The organism is Streptomyces sp. NPDC001415, assembly GCF_053597395.1.
The window spans coordinates 42,591-56,798 of the sequence record NZ_JBSFIE010000004.1 but is presented as its reverse complement, the minus strand read 5'-3'; the positions used below and the strand labels follow the sequence as shown (position 1 = coordinate 56,798).

The following is a 14,208-nucleotide window of genomic DNA, read 5'->3' as shown; positions in this document are numbered from 1 at the left end:
ACGCCATGGAGGATCACGATCCGCACGGTGTCGATCCGAGCGGTGTCGATGCGCAGGACCCCGATGCGCACGGTTCGGATCCGCGCGGTCCCGATCCGCACGACCCCGATCCGTACGTTCTGCGGCCGGGCGAGGCCGAGGAGCTGCTCGCGGACCTGCCGTGGCGGAGGGCCGTGGTGTTCGGCGGCTGCGAGGGCGGCCCGGTGCCGGTGGCCGTGGCCCGCGACCGCCGGGCAACGCCCTGGCCCGAGCGGGTGGCCCGCATGCTCAGGCAGGCCGGGCCGCCGGAACTCGCCTGTCTGTCCCTGCGCCCCCGGCGCGATCTGGTCCTGTCCGAGGTGCGGTCCCGGCAGTTGGCGCAGGCGTTGGCCTTCGAGGCCGACCTTGCGGTATTGGCCTGCGGCGGGCCCGATCTGCGGGCCCGGAGCTTCGACCCCGATGTGGTGGAGTCGGAACTCAGCCGGATCCTGGCCTCGTTGAAGGGCGCGACCTGCCGGGACGCCGCCGTGGTCAGCCCCTTCGACTGGGCCGGGTCGGGTCAGGTGGCCGACGCCCAGCGCGACCGGATCCGCACCCGACAGCGTCTTCTCGTCGAGCGCGTCACCGTGGTGACGCTTCGTCATGGAGCCTTGCACATCGACCTGATGGCGCACGAGAAAGGCATCGATTCCAAGCGGCTGTGGAGCTCGCATCTGGGCCGGCTCAACGGCCGAGGGCACGCCGTGGCCGCCGCGGCAGTCGTGCGTGCCCTGGCTGAACAGGCCCGAATCCGGTGAGGTGAAGAGCGGGCCTGAGTGCGGCGGCGGTGTGGCGGAGGTCGCCGTCCCCTCCTGCTCGGCGACCTCCGCGCTGATGGCGCCCAGGCATCCGGAGACGTTCCGGCGGGCGACCGTCCGGCGGGGGACCTCGTCCAGCGTCCCGGTCGGGCCGGAACGGTGGCCTGGTCGTCACAGTGCCCCCTCCAGGCCCATGTACTCCAGGCGGCGGCGCTGCATGGTGTCCGCCCAGCCCAGCGCGGTCGTCATGCGCTCCTCGACATCGGTGTCCACCAGGCGTCGGCCCGGCCAGATCTCGTAGTCGCCGGCCAGTTCGGCGTGCTTGCGCAGCCCCTCCTGGAACAGGGACTCGCGACGGAAGATCATGTCCGTGGCGGGCAGTGAACCCCACAACTCCCTGCCCTGTGCGATCAGTTCGAGGATGCGGGGCTTGTCCTCGGGGTGGGCCAAGAGGTGCTCGCGGGCGATGGAGCTGCCCACCGTGAGATGCCGGATCTCGTCGATGGCCGCGCCCCGCTCGATGTCGGCGGCCGCCGGGTCGAAGATCCGCCATTTGCGCTCGCTGAGTTCCGCCGCCGGTGCGAGCACCCCCTCCACCAGGATGGTCAGGACGACCACGCCCCCGATGAAGTCGCTCTCGTCGCGCAGCACCCGCAGCCCGAGCTCCTCCAGCGGCGCCAGAACGAGCTCGCGGTCCGCGCCGGCCAGCCGTTCCACCGTCGGCCACAGCTCGCGCTCGGCCACGCCGAGGGACGTCAGATGCGAGCGGAACACCATCGAGTGCCGTGCCTCGTCGAGGAGTTGGGTGGCGTAGAACTCCATGACGGCGATGTCGGGTGCCAGCGCCACGAGATACGAGATCGCGCGGGTCGCCTTCTCCTCGGCGATCGAGCGGAACGCCAGCTCCTGGGTGAGGGCGTCGTTCAGCGGCCCCGGCTCGCTGGTCACCGCCAGTGGACGCACGTCGTCGGCGTGGCCCAGTACCTGGCCGCGCAGGGTGCCCTGCGGGACGGCCCGCAGCCAGTACCGCAGATCGCAGTCGGCGGCCGTCAGCTCAAGGCGCATCGCCCCGTCCACGAGGGACGGCGCCCGTTCCCGGTCGGCCTCGGTGGGAAACGCGCTGAGAGCGCTCTCGGTGTCGGTCATCGGATTCAGCTCCTGGTGTCGATGTTGAGCAGGGGAGTGCCGCAGCCGAGGTGGGAGCCGAGCACGCGGGCGATGAGCAGTTCGTGGTCGCCGACGGGCACGGTCCGCTCGATCCGGCACTCCAGACGGCCGACGGTTCCGGTGAGCAGCGGCACCCCGTCGGCGGTGTACGTCTCCCACGCCGACTCGGCCTCGGGGCCGAACAGGGCGAGCCCCTCGCTGCGGTCCTTGCGCGCGAAGTACCGGGCGAGGGGCGCCTGTTGGACCGAGAGGCCGTTGGCCACGAAACGGCCCGCGGTGAGCAGGGCGCCGAGCCCCCGGCTGCCCCGGCGCAGCGCCACCGAGACCATCGGCGGGTGCACCGAGGCCACGGACAGGGTGCTGACCGTGACCCCGTGTGCCCGGTCCGCCGCCCCGCAGGTCAGCACGGACACCCCCGACACGACCCGCCAGCCCGTACGGGTCGACACGCTCCCCGGGGCCGTCATGACGACCTCGCGCCGAGGCGTGTCGGGTGCTGCTCCCGGCCCGTGGTTCCGGCCGCGTATTCGCCGCGGAAGCGCTGGTACGCGGGGTGCGCCACGGGTTCGAAGCCCACGCCGAACGGCTTGAGGAAGTTCCCGAAGACCGCCCGGTCGCCGAACAGGTGGACGGGCAGTGCGAGGAGCGCCCACTCGGCGCCGAACAGCCAGATCCACGCCAGCGCGAGCAGCGTCTGCGTGGCCAGGCTGTGCATCACGTTGTAGAGCACGTAATAGGCGTGCGGGATCCGCCCGTTCGGGCTGCGGTGGTGGGCGATCGCCCCCGGGATGTAGCCGATCACGTCGATGTAGACGAACAGACCGGCCGCCACCCCCCACCGCACCTCGCCGAGGTGGGCGAGGAGCAGCCCGGTGGCCACCGCGAGCCCGACCGCGTACTCAAGGCGGGCGAGGCGAAAGGTCACCGGCGTTTCGAAGAGGTTCTTGGCGTCCATCAGGCGGCCGCTCCGGGCAGGCCCCGGTAGGGCGCGCCCTCGGCGGCCCGGGCGACCGAGCGCGCCACCGGGTCGTCGCCGACCACATGGGCCCGCTCGAAGAGACTGGTGAGGACCACGCCGATGGTCTCCTTCAGGACCCGCGCCGCGACCGGGTCCAGAATGCCCGCGAGGCTCGGAATGCCGAAGTCGAACTCGGCGGCGAAGTCCACCAGGCACCCCTCGCCGTCCGGCGTCACCGACCACGTTCCGGTGAACTCGGCGAAGTCCCCCTCCAGTTGGCGGAAGGAGATCCGCAGCTTGGCCTCGTCGAACCGGTCGGTCTCCGTCCAGCGCAGGATGCCGTTGCGGAAGTACACCTCCCAGTCGCTGTGTATCTCCTCGTCCGTCACCTCACGGACCGTCACCGATCGTACGACCGGGGTGAGTTCGGGGTAGCGGGCGTAGTCCTTGATGCGGTCGTACGCCGCGTTGGGGCAGACCGCCTCGACGCGGACCTTCAGTTGCGTGCTGCGCATGGTTGTCTCAGCCACTTTCAGGGATCGGTGTGTAGCGGGCGGCCTGGGCCCGGCAGGCCCGGTCCACCGCCTCGTACAGGAAGTCCAGATCGCCGCGGGTCAGGACCGCGGGCGGGGTGAGCCGCAGGACGAGGTGGGAGTTGAGGGAGTGGTTGGCGATGACGCCGTGCTGGATCAGTTCGATCAGCAGGTCGCCCGCCGGTCCCGGCTCGGCGAACTCGATGCCAAGGAGCAGTCCGCGCCCGCGCACCTCCCGCACGGCCGTCCCGTAGTGGCCGCGCACGATGCGGCCGACGACCCGCAGGATCTCCTCACCGAGGACCCGCGCCCGCCCGACCAGGTTGTCCTCGCGCAGCGCCGCGATCGCGCCGCGCGCGGCGGCCATCGCGAGCGGCGCGCCTGAGAACGTCGAGGTGTGCAGATACGGGTCGCGGTCGAACGCGCCGAACACCTCCGGCGTCGCGATCACGGCGGACACCGGGACGACGCCGCCGCTGAGCCCCTTGCCGACGAGCAGCAGATCGGGGCGCACGCCCTCGGGGCCGCAGCCCCACCACGTGCCGAGCCGGCCGAGACCGGTCTGGATCTCGTCGACGGCGAGCAGCGCGCCGTAATCGCGGCACGCGTTCTCCACCGCGCCCAGATAGCCGGCCGGCGGAATGACGACCCCGGCCTCGCCCTGCACCGGTTCGACGAAGACGCAGGCCTCGCCCGGGCAGCCCGCGAGCTCCTTGCGCAGGGCCTCCACATCCCCGTACGGCACATGCGTGACCGACGGGAGCAGCGGGCGGAAGGGGTCCTGGAAGACGTCCTTGCCGGTGAGGCTCAGCGCGCCCATCGTCTTGCCGTGGTAGCCGTCCGTCATCGAGATGAGGCGGGTCCTGCCGCGCGTGCGGGCCACCTTGATCGCGGCCTCCACCGCCTCGGCGCCCGAGCCCGCGAAGTGCACCCGCTCAAGACCCGGTGGAGCCACCGACACCAGGGCTTCGGCGGCGAGGGCGATCTGCGGTTCCGTGAAGAGGCGGGTCGCCACCGGGTGGCTCTCCAGCTGCTCCCGTACGTGGCGCATCACCGTGGGGTGTTTCGCGCCGGTGATGAAGACGCCGTAGCCCCCGCAGTTGAGGAACTTGCGGCCCTCGGCCGTGGTGACCCAGGCGCCCTCTGAGGCCACCTCCACATGGCCGCCGAACATCTCGCCGAGCGTCGCCCGGCCCTTGCTGAGCCGGGCCCGGTACAGGCGCCCCAGCGCCTCCCGGTCGGGCAGTTCCGTGACCGGCGGTGTCGTGACCGTCATGGTGTCCACCTCCTTCAGGCCAGCCGCAGCGGGTGGCCGTCGACGTGGTCGAGGAAGGGCGCCGCGAAGCTCGCCCGGGACGGCGGATGGAAGCCGAGCCCGTGAGAGACAGCGGCGAGATAGGCGATGTCGGACGAGCCGATGAACGCCATGCCGCCGAGCAGTTCCACCGCCCGCCGCACGGCCGCACCCAGCGCGTCCTGCACCGCGTACCGGGCCACCAGCGTCTTGGCGAGCGCCTCGTTGTCGTGCTCGCCGTCCCCGAACATCCGCGCCACGCCCTCCAGGAGCAGCCCGGCGCTCTCGTACGCGGTGAACAGGTCGGCGCGGTCGGAGACGCTGCCCCGGCCCGAGGCGTGCGCCCGGTCCACCAGGGCGCCGGCCATGCCCAGGTACGAGGCCGAGATCAGCAGCTCGAACCAGATGAAGCCGATCGTCTGGAGCTCGTCGAGTTCGCCCGAGCCGCTCAACTCCGGCCGCACGACGAGCTGTTCGTCCACGAACGCGTCGGTCAGCCGCACCTCCTCGCTCTCCGCGCCCGCCAGCGCCCAGCTCTTCCAGAACGGGTGCACGGTGACGCCGGGAGTGGCGCGCGGCACCAGGAGCACCGCCATCTCGGAGCCGGAGTCGGTGGGCAGCGCCACGGACGCGGTGAGCAGATCCATGGAGTGCGCCAGGCTGCACGGCTTCTTCGAACCGTTGATGAGATAGCCGCCCTCGGCCTTCGCCGCGGTCATGGTCGGCGACAGGATGCCCTGCCCCGGCCGCCCCTCGGCGAAGCCCGACGAGACAAGGAGACCCTGTTCGGCGATGCCTTCGAGCAGCGCCCACTCCATGCCGCTGCTCTTGATGCTGTCGGCGAGAGTGAACAGCGTCGCCACCGAGAAGTGGTGCATCGTGGTGCCCACGGCGAGCGACGGCGAGAGTGCCGCGATCGCCCGCACCGCCGAGAGCGCTTCCAACGGTGTGGCGCCCGCGCCCTGGTACGTCTGAGGGATCACCAGCCCCGGACCCTTGCACGCCTTGAAATGGTCGAGGGCCGGGCTGCCCGGCGCCTCCAGTTCGCTCAGCGGGATGTCGGCGAGCTTGCCGAGCAGCCCGGGCAGGAATCGTTCGCAGACCTCCGCGGCCCGTTCCGTCGAACGCATCGGATCCTCCTCAGGCCGCGCTGCTGCCGGTGCCGAACACGGCGTCGCGGGGCCGGATCCCGCCGGGTGCGACGCTCACGCCCTGCACATGGGTGGTGCGCAGCATCGGATAGTTGGCCTCGCCGAACACGCCGCCGGTCAACCCGGTGCCGCCGTGCGAGGGCAGATAGGGCAGGAAGCCGATGTGCGAGTCGTTGACCTTGAGCAGCCCGCCCTCGGTGACGCGGGCCACGAACCGGTCGATCACCGCGCGGTCCTTGGCCCACAGCGAGTTGCGCAGGCCGTACCAGTTGGTGTTCACGAAGTCGATGAACGACGCCAACAGCTCCTCGTCCTCGGCCGGTTCGGCCACGACGACCGGGAGCAGCGGGAAGAACGTCTCGTGCCGCACCGCCTGCACCCGCCGTGCCTGGGCGAGCCCGTTCACGCGGACGACGGTCGGCTCCAGGAAGATGCCGTTCGCGTCCCGCGTCCCGTCGAGCTGCATGGCATGGCCGCCGCAGACCAGCTCGGCGTCGTGCGCCAGAGCGTCGTCGAGGCACTCGAAGAACTTCTCGTTGCGCAGCACGGGGGTGAGCAGAACCCCCTCGTCGCTCGCACGGCCGGGCCTGATCCGCTCGGCCTGGCGGGCCAGTTCGGCCACCAGGCGGTCGGCGACGTCGGGGTGGGCCACCACCTGGTTGGGAATCATGCAGAGCTGGCCGGAACCGTAGAAGCCCTCGGTGAGCGCCTCGGCGGCGAGTTCGACATCGGCGTCCTTCCAGACCGTCACGATGTCGTTCCCGGCGAGTTCGAGAATCGGCTTCTTTCCGGCGGCGATGCAGCGCTCCTGGAACCGCATACCGCTCTCACTGCCGCCGAAATACATGATGTCGTCGACGTGCTCACTGGCCAGCCAGGAGTTCAGCATCGGCCCCGGGTCCCCGCACACCACCCCGAGCGTGCCGGGCGGCGCGCCCACCTCGTCCAGTACGGGGGCGACGAGCTCCTGGAGGGCGTACATCACGCCGAGCGGGCCGCTGCGCGGCGCCCGCACCACCAGGGCGTTGCCCGCGAAGATCGAGTACACGCCGAGCAGAGCGCTGGCCATCGGCGCGTTCTGCGGCGGGTTGAGACAGACGACCCCGTCGGGCCTGCGCCGCACGGAGATCTCGCGCACCCCGTGCCGGAACTCCTGGATCATCTGCGAGTGGTAGAAGCCGATCGATTCCGGGCTCCAGCACTGGAGCATCCCCGACACCTCCCAGCGGGCGAGGTCCAGCGGATGGCCCTCCTGGACGAGCACCTCGATGATCTCGTCGGTGCGTTCGGCGATCCGCTCGCGCAGCAGGCCGCAGACCTGGTCGAGGCGTACGTCCAAAGGCGTCGCACCCCATTCGGCGGCGGCGCCCGCGGCCGCTTCGAGGGCCGCCTCGACCGTGGCGGCGGAGGCCTTGGCGACGCGGGCGACGATGGAGTCGGGCAGCGGCCCGATCGGCATCCAGCCCTTCTCCAGCTTCCGCTTGAGCGTGAGAGAGGTGAACGCGTCGTCGAGGAGGGCCGCCGAGTCGACGACGTACACCCACTCCTCACCCGGCACGCTCTTCCCCGCCACGTACGAGCCGTAGGAGCGTGCCCCCTGGGGGAGCAGCACGTCGTCGGGATGCAGAAGTGCACGCGATTTCGCTGATGTTCCGGTCACGCAGGGCCCCCGTTTATGTCCGCCCCGCACTGCGCGGCGGAATTGCCTGAATGTTTCGCCGTAAATTTTTCAGCCGTGGCTGAGAAGTGCCTGAGACGGCGCTGAGACGGCGGCTTCAGGGAATTCGACGGGGCATGGTGGGAGGATTCGCCGGACGACCAGGGGAGGAGCTTCGATGACCGGTCATGTCCTTGCCATTGACAGCGTGCTGCATCAACTGCGGGACTACGCGGACAATCCCAGCGCGTTTCTGGCGATGAACACGGGAAACGAGTACTTCACCGTGCCCACAAGTGCGGGTGTGATCGCCTATCGGAGCGCGGGGAGTTATCTGCTGCAGTTCGGCGGGGTGTTCGCTCCGGAGCGTGCGCGGGAGGAACTCCTGTGCGGATTCCTCGATTTCGCGCGGGCGCGCCGGAGCATGGTCGCCGCAGTCCAGTTGCAGAGCGAGGACGTCGCTCTTTACGAGCGCTGCGGATTCACCGTGAATCAGGTCGGCGCCTCCTACGCCCTGTACCTTCCCGAATTCGGGCTGAAGGGCTCGCGGTTCGTGAAACTGCGCAACAAGGTCTCGCGGGCGCGCCGCAGCGGCCTCGCGGTGGCCGAAGTCCCCTATGAGCACATCGCCGAGACCGTCCGGACCATCGACCGGCAGTGGCTGCGAGGCAAGGGGCGTCACGTCAAGGAGATCGACTTCCTCGTGGGCCAGCTCGGCGGCCCCGGGCAGGTGCACCGCAGACTGTTCACCGGCCGGATCGACGGCGAACTCGTCGCCTACATCTCGTACGCGCCGGCCTTCGGCAAGCGGGCCGGGCTGCTGCACGACCTCAGCCGCCGGCTGCCGGAAACCGCACCGGGCGTCCTGGAGACGATCAACCTCACGGCCCTGGAGGCCTTCCGCGCGGAGGGCGCCGAGTGGCTGCACCTCGGCTTCACCCCGTTCACCGGACTCGCGCCCGAGCGCGAGGCGCCCTCCGCCAGCAGGACCACCGCCTGGTTCCTGCGGCAGCTCGCCGCGCACGGCGAGAAGGTGTACCCCGCCGCGAGCCAGCTGGCGTACAAGGAGAAGTGGGCGCCACAGCTGGTCCTGCCCGAGTACCTGGCCTTCCAGGGGAGGGTCAGGGCGGGCGCGATCTGGCAGCTCCTCCGCGTCACCAACTCTCTCTGACGTGCCATCAACTCCCCTCGAAAGATGGGGGATTCGGTCAGCGTCCGGCCGGCACCGGCTCCTGGCGCAAGATGCCCTCGAACCTGGCCCGCAGCGCCTCGCCGGGCTCCAGACCCAGGTGGTGCGAGAGCCGCTGCCGGGTGCGGTGATAGGCGTCAAGCGCCTCGGCCTGGCGCCCCGAGCGGTACAGGGCGGTGATCAGCTGCTCGCAGAACCGCTCCCGCAAGGGGTACTGCGCGTGCAACTGCTGGAGTTCCGTGACGACTTCACGGTGCAGACCGCGAGCGAGTTCCGCGTCGAAGAGATGCTCGTACGCGGTGAGCCTGAACTCGGTGAGCCGCGTGTACGCCATGCGGCTGATCAGGCCCTGCCCGGCGTCGAGCAGCGCGGGCCCGCGCCACAGCGAGAGCGCCTCGGTGAGCAGCCGCACCGAACGGTCCGGGTCGCTCCGGCCGAGCGCGGTCGCCTCGCGGACGAGTGACTCGAACAGGCAGGCGTCGACGTCGCTCTCCGGGAGCGCGAGGGCGTAGCCGAAACCGGACGTGCGGATCATTTCCCGCAGACCGTCGTGGCCCGTACGGGATTCGATGACGCGGCGGAGCCGGGCCACATGACCCTGCAGGGAGTTCTCGGCGTTCCGCGGGAGGTCCTCTCCCCACAGTTCGTCGATGAGGTCGTTTCGGGATACCGGGCGGTTGGGCGAAAGGGCGAGTGCGGCCACGATCGCCCTGAGTTTTTCGCCGGGAATCTTGAACGTGATGTGGCCGTCGGTCAATTCAAGGGACCCGAGCAGGCGAACTTTCAACGTGCTTCCCCCGTGCTGCGTGCAGAAAAAGCGGAATCCACGACGACGGGCCGTCGGGCCCGGCGAGTGGATCAGGTGCGCCCGGCGAATCGACCGGGCCGCGGATCGGCGGAATGATCGGCGTTCTTCGCTGTCGATCTCTCGCCCATCGCTGCCAAGAGCAGTGCTCTACCCCCGTAGAGAACATGGACGAAGAGTATTTCGCCCTGCTATTTGGGTCAACGTCCCAGAAGATAACGGTAAGTTGACAGCGTGCCGTCGACTGTCGCGCGGTGATCCGCGCGCGAAGGGAGCGCCGCAGGTGGCGGGGTTCCGCGCACAACCGGCAGGTGGCGGCCTGTGAGGGGACTCACGTCGAGGTGTGGCGCGGCCGTGACCTGGATGGAACACCGTAACGGGGGAAGCGATTACGATCCGGGCTCATGAGCACCTCGGATCAGGAACAAGCGGTGGACGCGACCCCGGAAGCGCGGGGTGCGTCCCGCGCGGCGGAAGCGACAGTACCGAATCAGGCCCCGAACCGGCCTGCGGCGAAGCGGGTTTCGCAGCCGCGGGGTGCGGGAGCCGCCGGGGGTGCCGGGATTGTGAAGCGTGCGGAAGACGCTGGGGCTGCGGAGGGTGTGAAGGATGCGGGCACCGCTGGGGCTGCCGAGGACATCGAGGGTGCGGAAGGTTCCGCGGCCGGTGCTGTGAGCGGCGCCGGGCGCGCCGCGCCTGCCGAGGGCGTCAGGGCTGCTGATGCCGCCGTATCCGGGAGCCTGGGAAACAGCGCCGGAGCCGAGGGGCCGAAGGCCGAAGAGGGTGGCACGGCTGCCCATGGCATCGGATCCGAGGGGGTGGGAAGCGCCGGACGGGCCGAGGGCCCGAAGGACGCCGAGACGATCGAAGCTCCCGAGGCTTCGGGAACCTCCGAACCCACCGAGACGCCGAAGGCCGCCAACGCCGCCGAGGCTGTCGGCTTGGAGGCGGATGAGGCCTCCGGAGGCGCCGAAGCCGCCTCACGCACCGAGCGGGACCAAGGCCGCCAACTGGCCCAGCCCGCCCAGGACTTGGAGGGATCCGAGCCCTCCGAGGGCCTTGTCGGCGAGCCCGGCGAACCCGAGCGCCGCGGCATGGCCCCGCGGCAGGCTCGCCGCATCCGCATGGTCGCCGCCGGGGTGCTCATGGCGGCGATGGGGGTGATCCTTGTCGTGCGGCTCGCGACGCGGTCCTCGGTGCTCGTCGTCGGGGTGTACGGGCTCGCGCTGATCCTGTGCGGTGTGGTCATCGAGCTGAGCCGCAACGGGCGCACGCGCCTTGGTTCCTGGCTCCTCGTGGTGGGCCTCGCCGCGGCACTGGGGATGGACTGGTTCGTTCTGCCGTAGCGCTGCCCCGTGCGCCGGCTCCCCGGTCTGTCGCGCCCTGAGGGGTCTGGGGTTGGAGGTCGGAAGCGTCGGCTGGGCATGGACTGGTTCGTTCTGGCGTAGCGCTGCCCCGCACCGGCCGTCGGTCTGTCGCATCCTGCGGGGCCCGGGGTCGGAGGCCGGAAGGGTCCGCTCGGCCATGGACCGGTTCGTTCTGTCGTAATGCTGCCCCGCGCCGGCTGCCCGGTCTGTCGCACCCTGCGGGGCTCGCGTTCGGAGGCCGGCAAAGGGTGCCGCATTGAGATCCCGTGCGGGATGCAGCCGGGCCAAGCCGGCACGGGGTGGGGCAGCACTCGGGAGGGAAGCCCGTCAGTCGGGCTGGGCCGGGCCGTGTGGGCGAGGCCGGGCCGGGACAGGGGTGCCCGGCGGCGGCCGGTTGTGGGCGGCGGATTCCACGCCATCGGCGCACCCCGGGTGTCGCGAAACCGTCGCTACCGCCGGGAAGTTGGGTGCCTCAAGCGGCCTTGAACGCCACAAGCGTTGACATGTACCCGCCCCACGGTGAATCTTGATGCTCGAAACTCCACGGTTCCAAGCATGAACGCGCACGCCGCGCCCGGCTGTTGCTCGGTACGAACGGAGAACGAACCCTTGCGGACCCCCTGGCATCGCCCCCACCCACCCCGAAGGCCCGCCGTCGCCGTGTTCTCGGCGCTCGCGCTCGGCCTCACCGCCCTGGCCGTCCCCGCCGCCCACGCGGAGGCCGCGACGCCGCCCGGCGGCGTTCTGGACAGTGGCACCAAGTCCGTGACCTGGCAGAGCCCGGTCTATGAGAAGGGCACGGTCGACTCGCCCGACAAGTGCCCGCCGCCCGCGCAGGACCCGGACGGCGCGGTCTGCGCGCGCTTCGACCTGACCGTGAAGCCGCCGGCCGGCCAGTGGGAGGACAACCCCGAGGGCGGTGTGCCCGTCTCCGTCCAATGGGCCACCCCCACCGACGACTTCGACATGTACATCTACGACGACGCCGGAAAGCAGGTCGCCTCCAGCGCGGGCACCGCCGACCCCGAGGCGACCGTCATACCGAAGGCGTCGGGGACGTACCACGTGGTCGTCGTCCCCTACGACGTGCACCACAACTCGTTCACGGGCAAGGCGTATCTGCCCGAGCCGACCGACGCCGGTAACCTCACCGCCTTCGGCGGCAAGGACGGCGCCTACGACATCGCCGCGGGAGCCCTCAAGGCCCGCGTCGACTTCCTCGCCGACGACACGCTGAGGCTGCGCGCCGCCCCGGACGGCACCTTCACCGACCCGCCCGGCAGCCACATGATCCAGACCGAGCCGAAGCCGCAGAAGAACACCAAGTCCTTCGACGCGGGAGCCTATTACGGGATCCGCAGCAAGGACGTCGTCCTGCGCGTCTACAAGAAGCCGCTCCGCTTCGCGCTCTACACGGGCGACAACAAGAGCGTGATCTGGTCAGAGGCCGACCCGCTGCGCTGGACCTCCGGCGGCATGCGGCAGAGCCTGACCCGCGGCGCCACCGAGCAGTTCTTCGGCGGCGGCGAGCAGAACGGCAGCTTCTCGCACCGCGACCAGGTCATGAACGTGGGCAACAACACCAACTGGAACGAGGGCGGCTGGAACAACTCCCAGCCCTTCTACATCTCCTCCGCCGGATACGGCGTGTTCCGCCACACCTTCTCCCCGGGCGTGTACGACTTCGGGCCCCGGGTGCGCACCGGACAGCAGGAACGGCGCCTGGACGCCTACTACTTCACCGGCGACGTGAAGTCCGTCATCGGCAAGTACACCTCCCTGGTCGGCAAACCGTTCATGCCGCCGGTGTACGGGCTCGAACCGGGCGACTCCGACTGCTATCTGCACAACGCCAACCGGGGCGAACGGCACACCCTGGACGCGCTCAAGGTCGCCGACGGCTACACGCGGAACCAGATGCCGCTGGGCTGGATGCTCGTCAACGACGGCTACGGCTGCGGCTACGAGAACCTCGCTGAGACCGGCAAGGGCCTCCAGGCGCACAACGCCCAGCTCGGCCTGTGGACCCAGGACGGCCTCGACAAGCTCGCCGACCAGGTCAAGGCGGGCCAGCGCGTCGCGAAGCTGGACGTGGCCTGGGTCGGCAACGGCTACGGCTTCGCCCTGAACGCCTGCGACCAGGCGAAGGCCGGCATCGAGGACAACAGTGACGCCCGCGGCTTCGTGTGGCTGCCCGTCTCCTGGTCCGGCGCGCAGCGCTGCGGCGTCCTGTGGAGCGGCGATCAGAAGCTCAGCTGGGACTACCTGCGCTGGCAGATCCCCACGTACGCGGGCGCCACGCTCTCCGGCATCGCGTACAACACGGGCGACGTCGGCAGCATCTTCGGCCACGACCCGAAGATGTACACCCGCGACCTCCAGTGGAAGGCCTTCCTGCCCGCCATCATGACGATGGACGGCTGGGCCAAGGACCTCACCACCGGCAAGGCCGCCGACCAGCAGCCCTGGCTCGACGGCGCGCCGTACGCCTCCATCAACCGCAAGTACCTCCAGCTGAAGGAGCGGCTCATCCCGTACATGTACGGGCTCTCCAAGGACGCCACCAGGACCGGCGTCGGCGCGGTCCGCCCGCTCTCCCTGGAGTACCCGGACGACCCGAACACCCTGGGCGCGAACGCCAAGTACGAGTTCCTGGCCGGGCCCGACTTCCTGGTCGCCCCCGTCTACAGCGACACCAGCGTGCGCAACGGCATCTATCTGCCCAAGGGCACCTGGACCGACTACTGGACGGGCAAGACCTACCAGGGTCCGACGACCATCGACCACTACGCGGCTCCGCTCGACACGCTCCCGCTGTTCGTGAAGGGCGGCTCGATCGTGCCGATGTGGCCCAAGGGCACGACATCCTGGCAAACCAGGGACAAGGGCGAGCTCGACTACGACATCTACCCGCAGCTCGGCACGTCCTCCTACACGCTGTACGAGGACGACGGAGTCACCCGGCAGTTCGCCAAGGGCGCCTCGGCCACCCAGCGGGTCCAGGTCACCTCGGCCGGACGCGCCTCGGTCGTCAATGTCGGCGCCAGCGTGGGCAGTTACCAGGGCAAGCCGTCCACCCGCTCGTACCGCTTCACCGTCCACACCAAGGCGGCTCCCTCGCTCGTCGCCCTCGGCGGGAACCGGCTGCACCGGTACGGCTCCGCGGCGGAGCTCGCCGCGGCGGGTACCGGCTGGTACGTCGATCCCGCGACCGGCGTGACGGAGGTCAAGACGCCGTCGCAGTCGACCGGGCACGGCTTCTCCGTCGAGATCGCGTGACCTGATCGTCCGCCACCGGGTCGGGGGCCGTA

At 70.3% G+C, this 14,208-nt stretch carries 12 protein-coding genes; 4 read left to right on the top strand and 8 right to left on the bottom strand.

From position 1 onward, the window contains the following. Window positions 1-5 precede the first annotated feature (5 nt). The gene (locus tag ACWC2B_RS06400; protein ID WP_450715295.1) at window positions 6-776 is read left to right on the top strand and encodes a hypothetical protein; all 771 of its coding nucleotides are present in this window, start codon (window positions 6-8) and stop codon (window positions 774-776) included. A 171-nt stretch (window positions 777-947) separates the two neighbouring features. Here the strand turns inward: ACWC2B_RS06400 and ACWC2B_RS06395 are convergent, their stop codons facing one another. The 7 genes from ACWC2B_RS06395 to ACWC2B_RS06365 are packed head-to-tail and all read right to left on the bottom strand — an operon-like array spanning window position 948 to window position 7,491. Further along, a complete protein-coding gene (locus tag ACWC2B_RS06395; protein ID WP_450715294.1) occupies window positions 948-1,922 on the bottom strand; it encodes a VlmB-like protein in 975 nt (324 codons plus the stop codon). 5 nt (window positions 1,923-1,927) lie between these two features. After that, complete coding sequence (locus ACWC2B_RS06390; protein WP_450715293.1) at window positions 1,928-2,392, bottom strand: flavin reductase family protein; 465 nt, start codon at window positions 2,390-2,392, stop codon at window positions 1,928-1,930. 14 nt (window positions 2,393-2,406) lie between these two features. Beyond that, window positions 2,407-2,898: a hypothetical protein gene (locus tag ACWC2B_RS06385; RefSeq protein WP_450715292.1), complete on the bottom strand. Its 492-nt coding sequence runs from the start codon at window positions 2,896-2,898 to the stop codon at window positions 2,407-2,409. Further along, entirely contained in the window at window positions 2,898-3,416 is a 519-nt protein-coding gene (locus ACWC2B_RS06380) for a type II toxin-antitoxin system RatA family toxin (protein ID WP_450715291.1), read from the bottom strand. Before ACWC2B_RS06380 ends, ACWC2B_RS06385 begins: the two co-directional genes overlap by 1 nt. A 7-nt stretch (window positions 3,417-3,423) precedes the next feature. Further along, window positions 3,424-4,710, bottom strand: coding sequence for an aspartate aminotransferase family protein (locus ACWC2B_RS06375; RefSeq protein ID WP_450715290.1), 1,287 nt, complete (start codon window positions 4,708-4,710; stop codon window positions 3,424-3,426). Between the two features lie 14 nt (window positions 4,711-4,724). Continuing rightward, window positions 4,725-5,858, bottom strand: coding sequence for an acyl-CoA dehydrogenase family protein (locus tag ACWC2B_RS06370; protein ID WP_450715289.1), 1,134 nt, complete (start codon window positions 5,856-5,858; stop codon window positions 4,725-4,727). Window positions 5,859-5,868: 10 nt separating this feature from the next. Then, entirely contained in the window at window positions 5,869-7,491 is a 1,623-nt protein-coding gene (locus ACWC2B_RS06365) for an aldehyde dehydrogenase family protein (RefSeq protein WP_450715288.1), read from the bottom strand. A 223-nt stretch (window positions 7,492-7,714) separates the two neighbouring features. On the opposite strand from ACWC2B_RS06365, the gene ACWC2B_RS06360 reads away from it, so the two are divergent. After that, the gene (locus ACWC2B_RS06360; RefSeq protein WP_450715287.1) at window positions 7,715-8,707 is read left to right on the top strand and encodes a phosphatidylglycerol lysyltransferase domain-containing protein; all 993 of its coding nucleotides are present in this window, start codon (window positions 7,715-7,717) and stop codon (window positions 8,705-8,707) included. Between the two features lie 37 nt (window positions 8,708-8,744). Here ACWC2B_RS06360 and ACWC2B_RS06355 read toward each other — a convergent pair whose 3' ends face one another. Continuing rightward, window positions 8,745-9,512 (bottom strand): AfsR/SARP family transcriptional regulator, encoded by a 768-nt coding sequence (locus ACWC2B_RS06355; protein WP_450715286.1) that lies wholly within the window; start codon window positions 9,510-9,512, stop codon window positions 8,745-8,747. 836 nt (window positions 9,513-10,348) lie between these two features. On the opposite strand from ACWC2B_RS06355, the gene ACWC2B_RS06350 reads away from it, so the two are divergent. After that, window positions 10,349-10,876, top strand: coding sequence for a hypothetical protein (locus ACWC2B_RS06350; protein ID WP_450715285.1), 528 nt, complete (start codon window positions 10,349-10,351; stop codon window positions 10,874-10,876). Between the two features lie 630 nt (window positions 10,877-11,506). Further along, the gene (locus ACWC2B_RS06345; RefSeq protein WP_450715284.1) at window positions 11,507-14,176 is read left to right on the top strand and encodes a glycoside hydrolase family 31 protein; all 2,670 of its coding nucleotides are present in this window, start codon (window positions 11,507-11,509) and stop codon (window positions 14,174-14,176) included. Window positions 14,177-14,208 lie beyond the last annotated feature (32 nt).

What these genes read in the sequence shown, in the direction of transcription:
- ACWC2B_RS06400 (WP_450715295.1), top strand. Translation starts at nt 6, where the DNA reads ATGGAGGATCACGATCCGCACGGTGTCGATCCGAGCGGTGTCGATGCG.
- ACWC2B_RS06395 (WP_450715294.1), bottom strand. Translation starts at nt 1,922, where the DNA reads ATGACCGACACCGAGAGCGCTCTCAGCGCGTTTCCCACCGAGGCCGAC.
- ACWC2B_RS06385 (WP_450715292.1), bottom strand. Translation starts at nt 2,898, where the DNA reads ATGGACGCCAAGAACCTCTTCGAAACGCCGGTGACCTTTCGCCTCGCC.
- ACWC2B_RS06380 (WP_450715291.1), bottom strand. Translation starts at nt 3,416, where the DNA reads ATGCGCAGCACGCAACTGAAGGTCCGCGTCGAGGCGGTCTGCCCCAAC.
- ACWC2B_RS06375 (WP_450715290.1), bottom strand. Translation starts at nt 4,710, where the DNA reads ATGACGGTCACGACACCGCCGGTCACGGAACTGCCCGACCGGGAGGCG.
- ACWC2B_RS06370 (WP_450715289.1), bottom strand. Translation starts at nt 5,858, where the DNA reads ATGCGTTCGACGGAACGGGCCGCGGAGGTCTGCGAACGATTCCTGCCC.
- ACWC2B_RS06360 (WP_450715287.1), top strand. Translation starts at nt 7,715, where the DNA reads ATGACCGGTCATGTCCTTGCCATTGACAGCGTGCTGCATCAACTGCGG.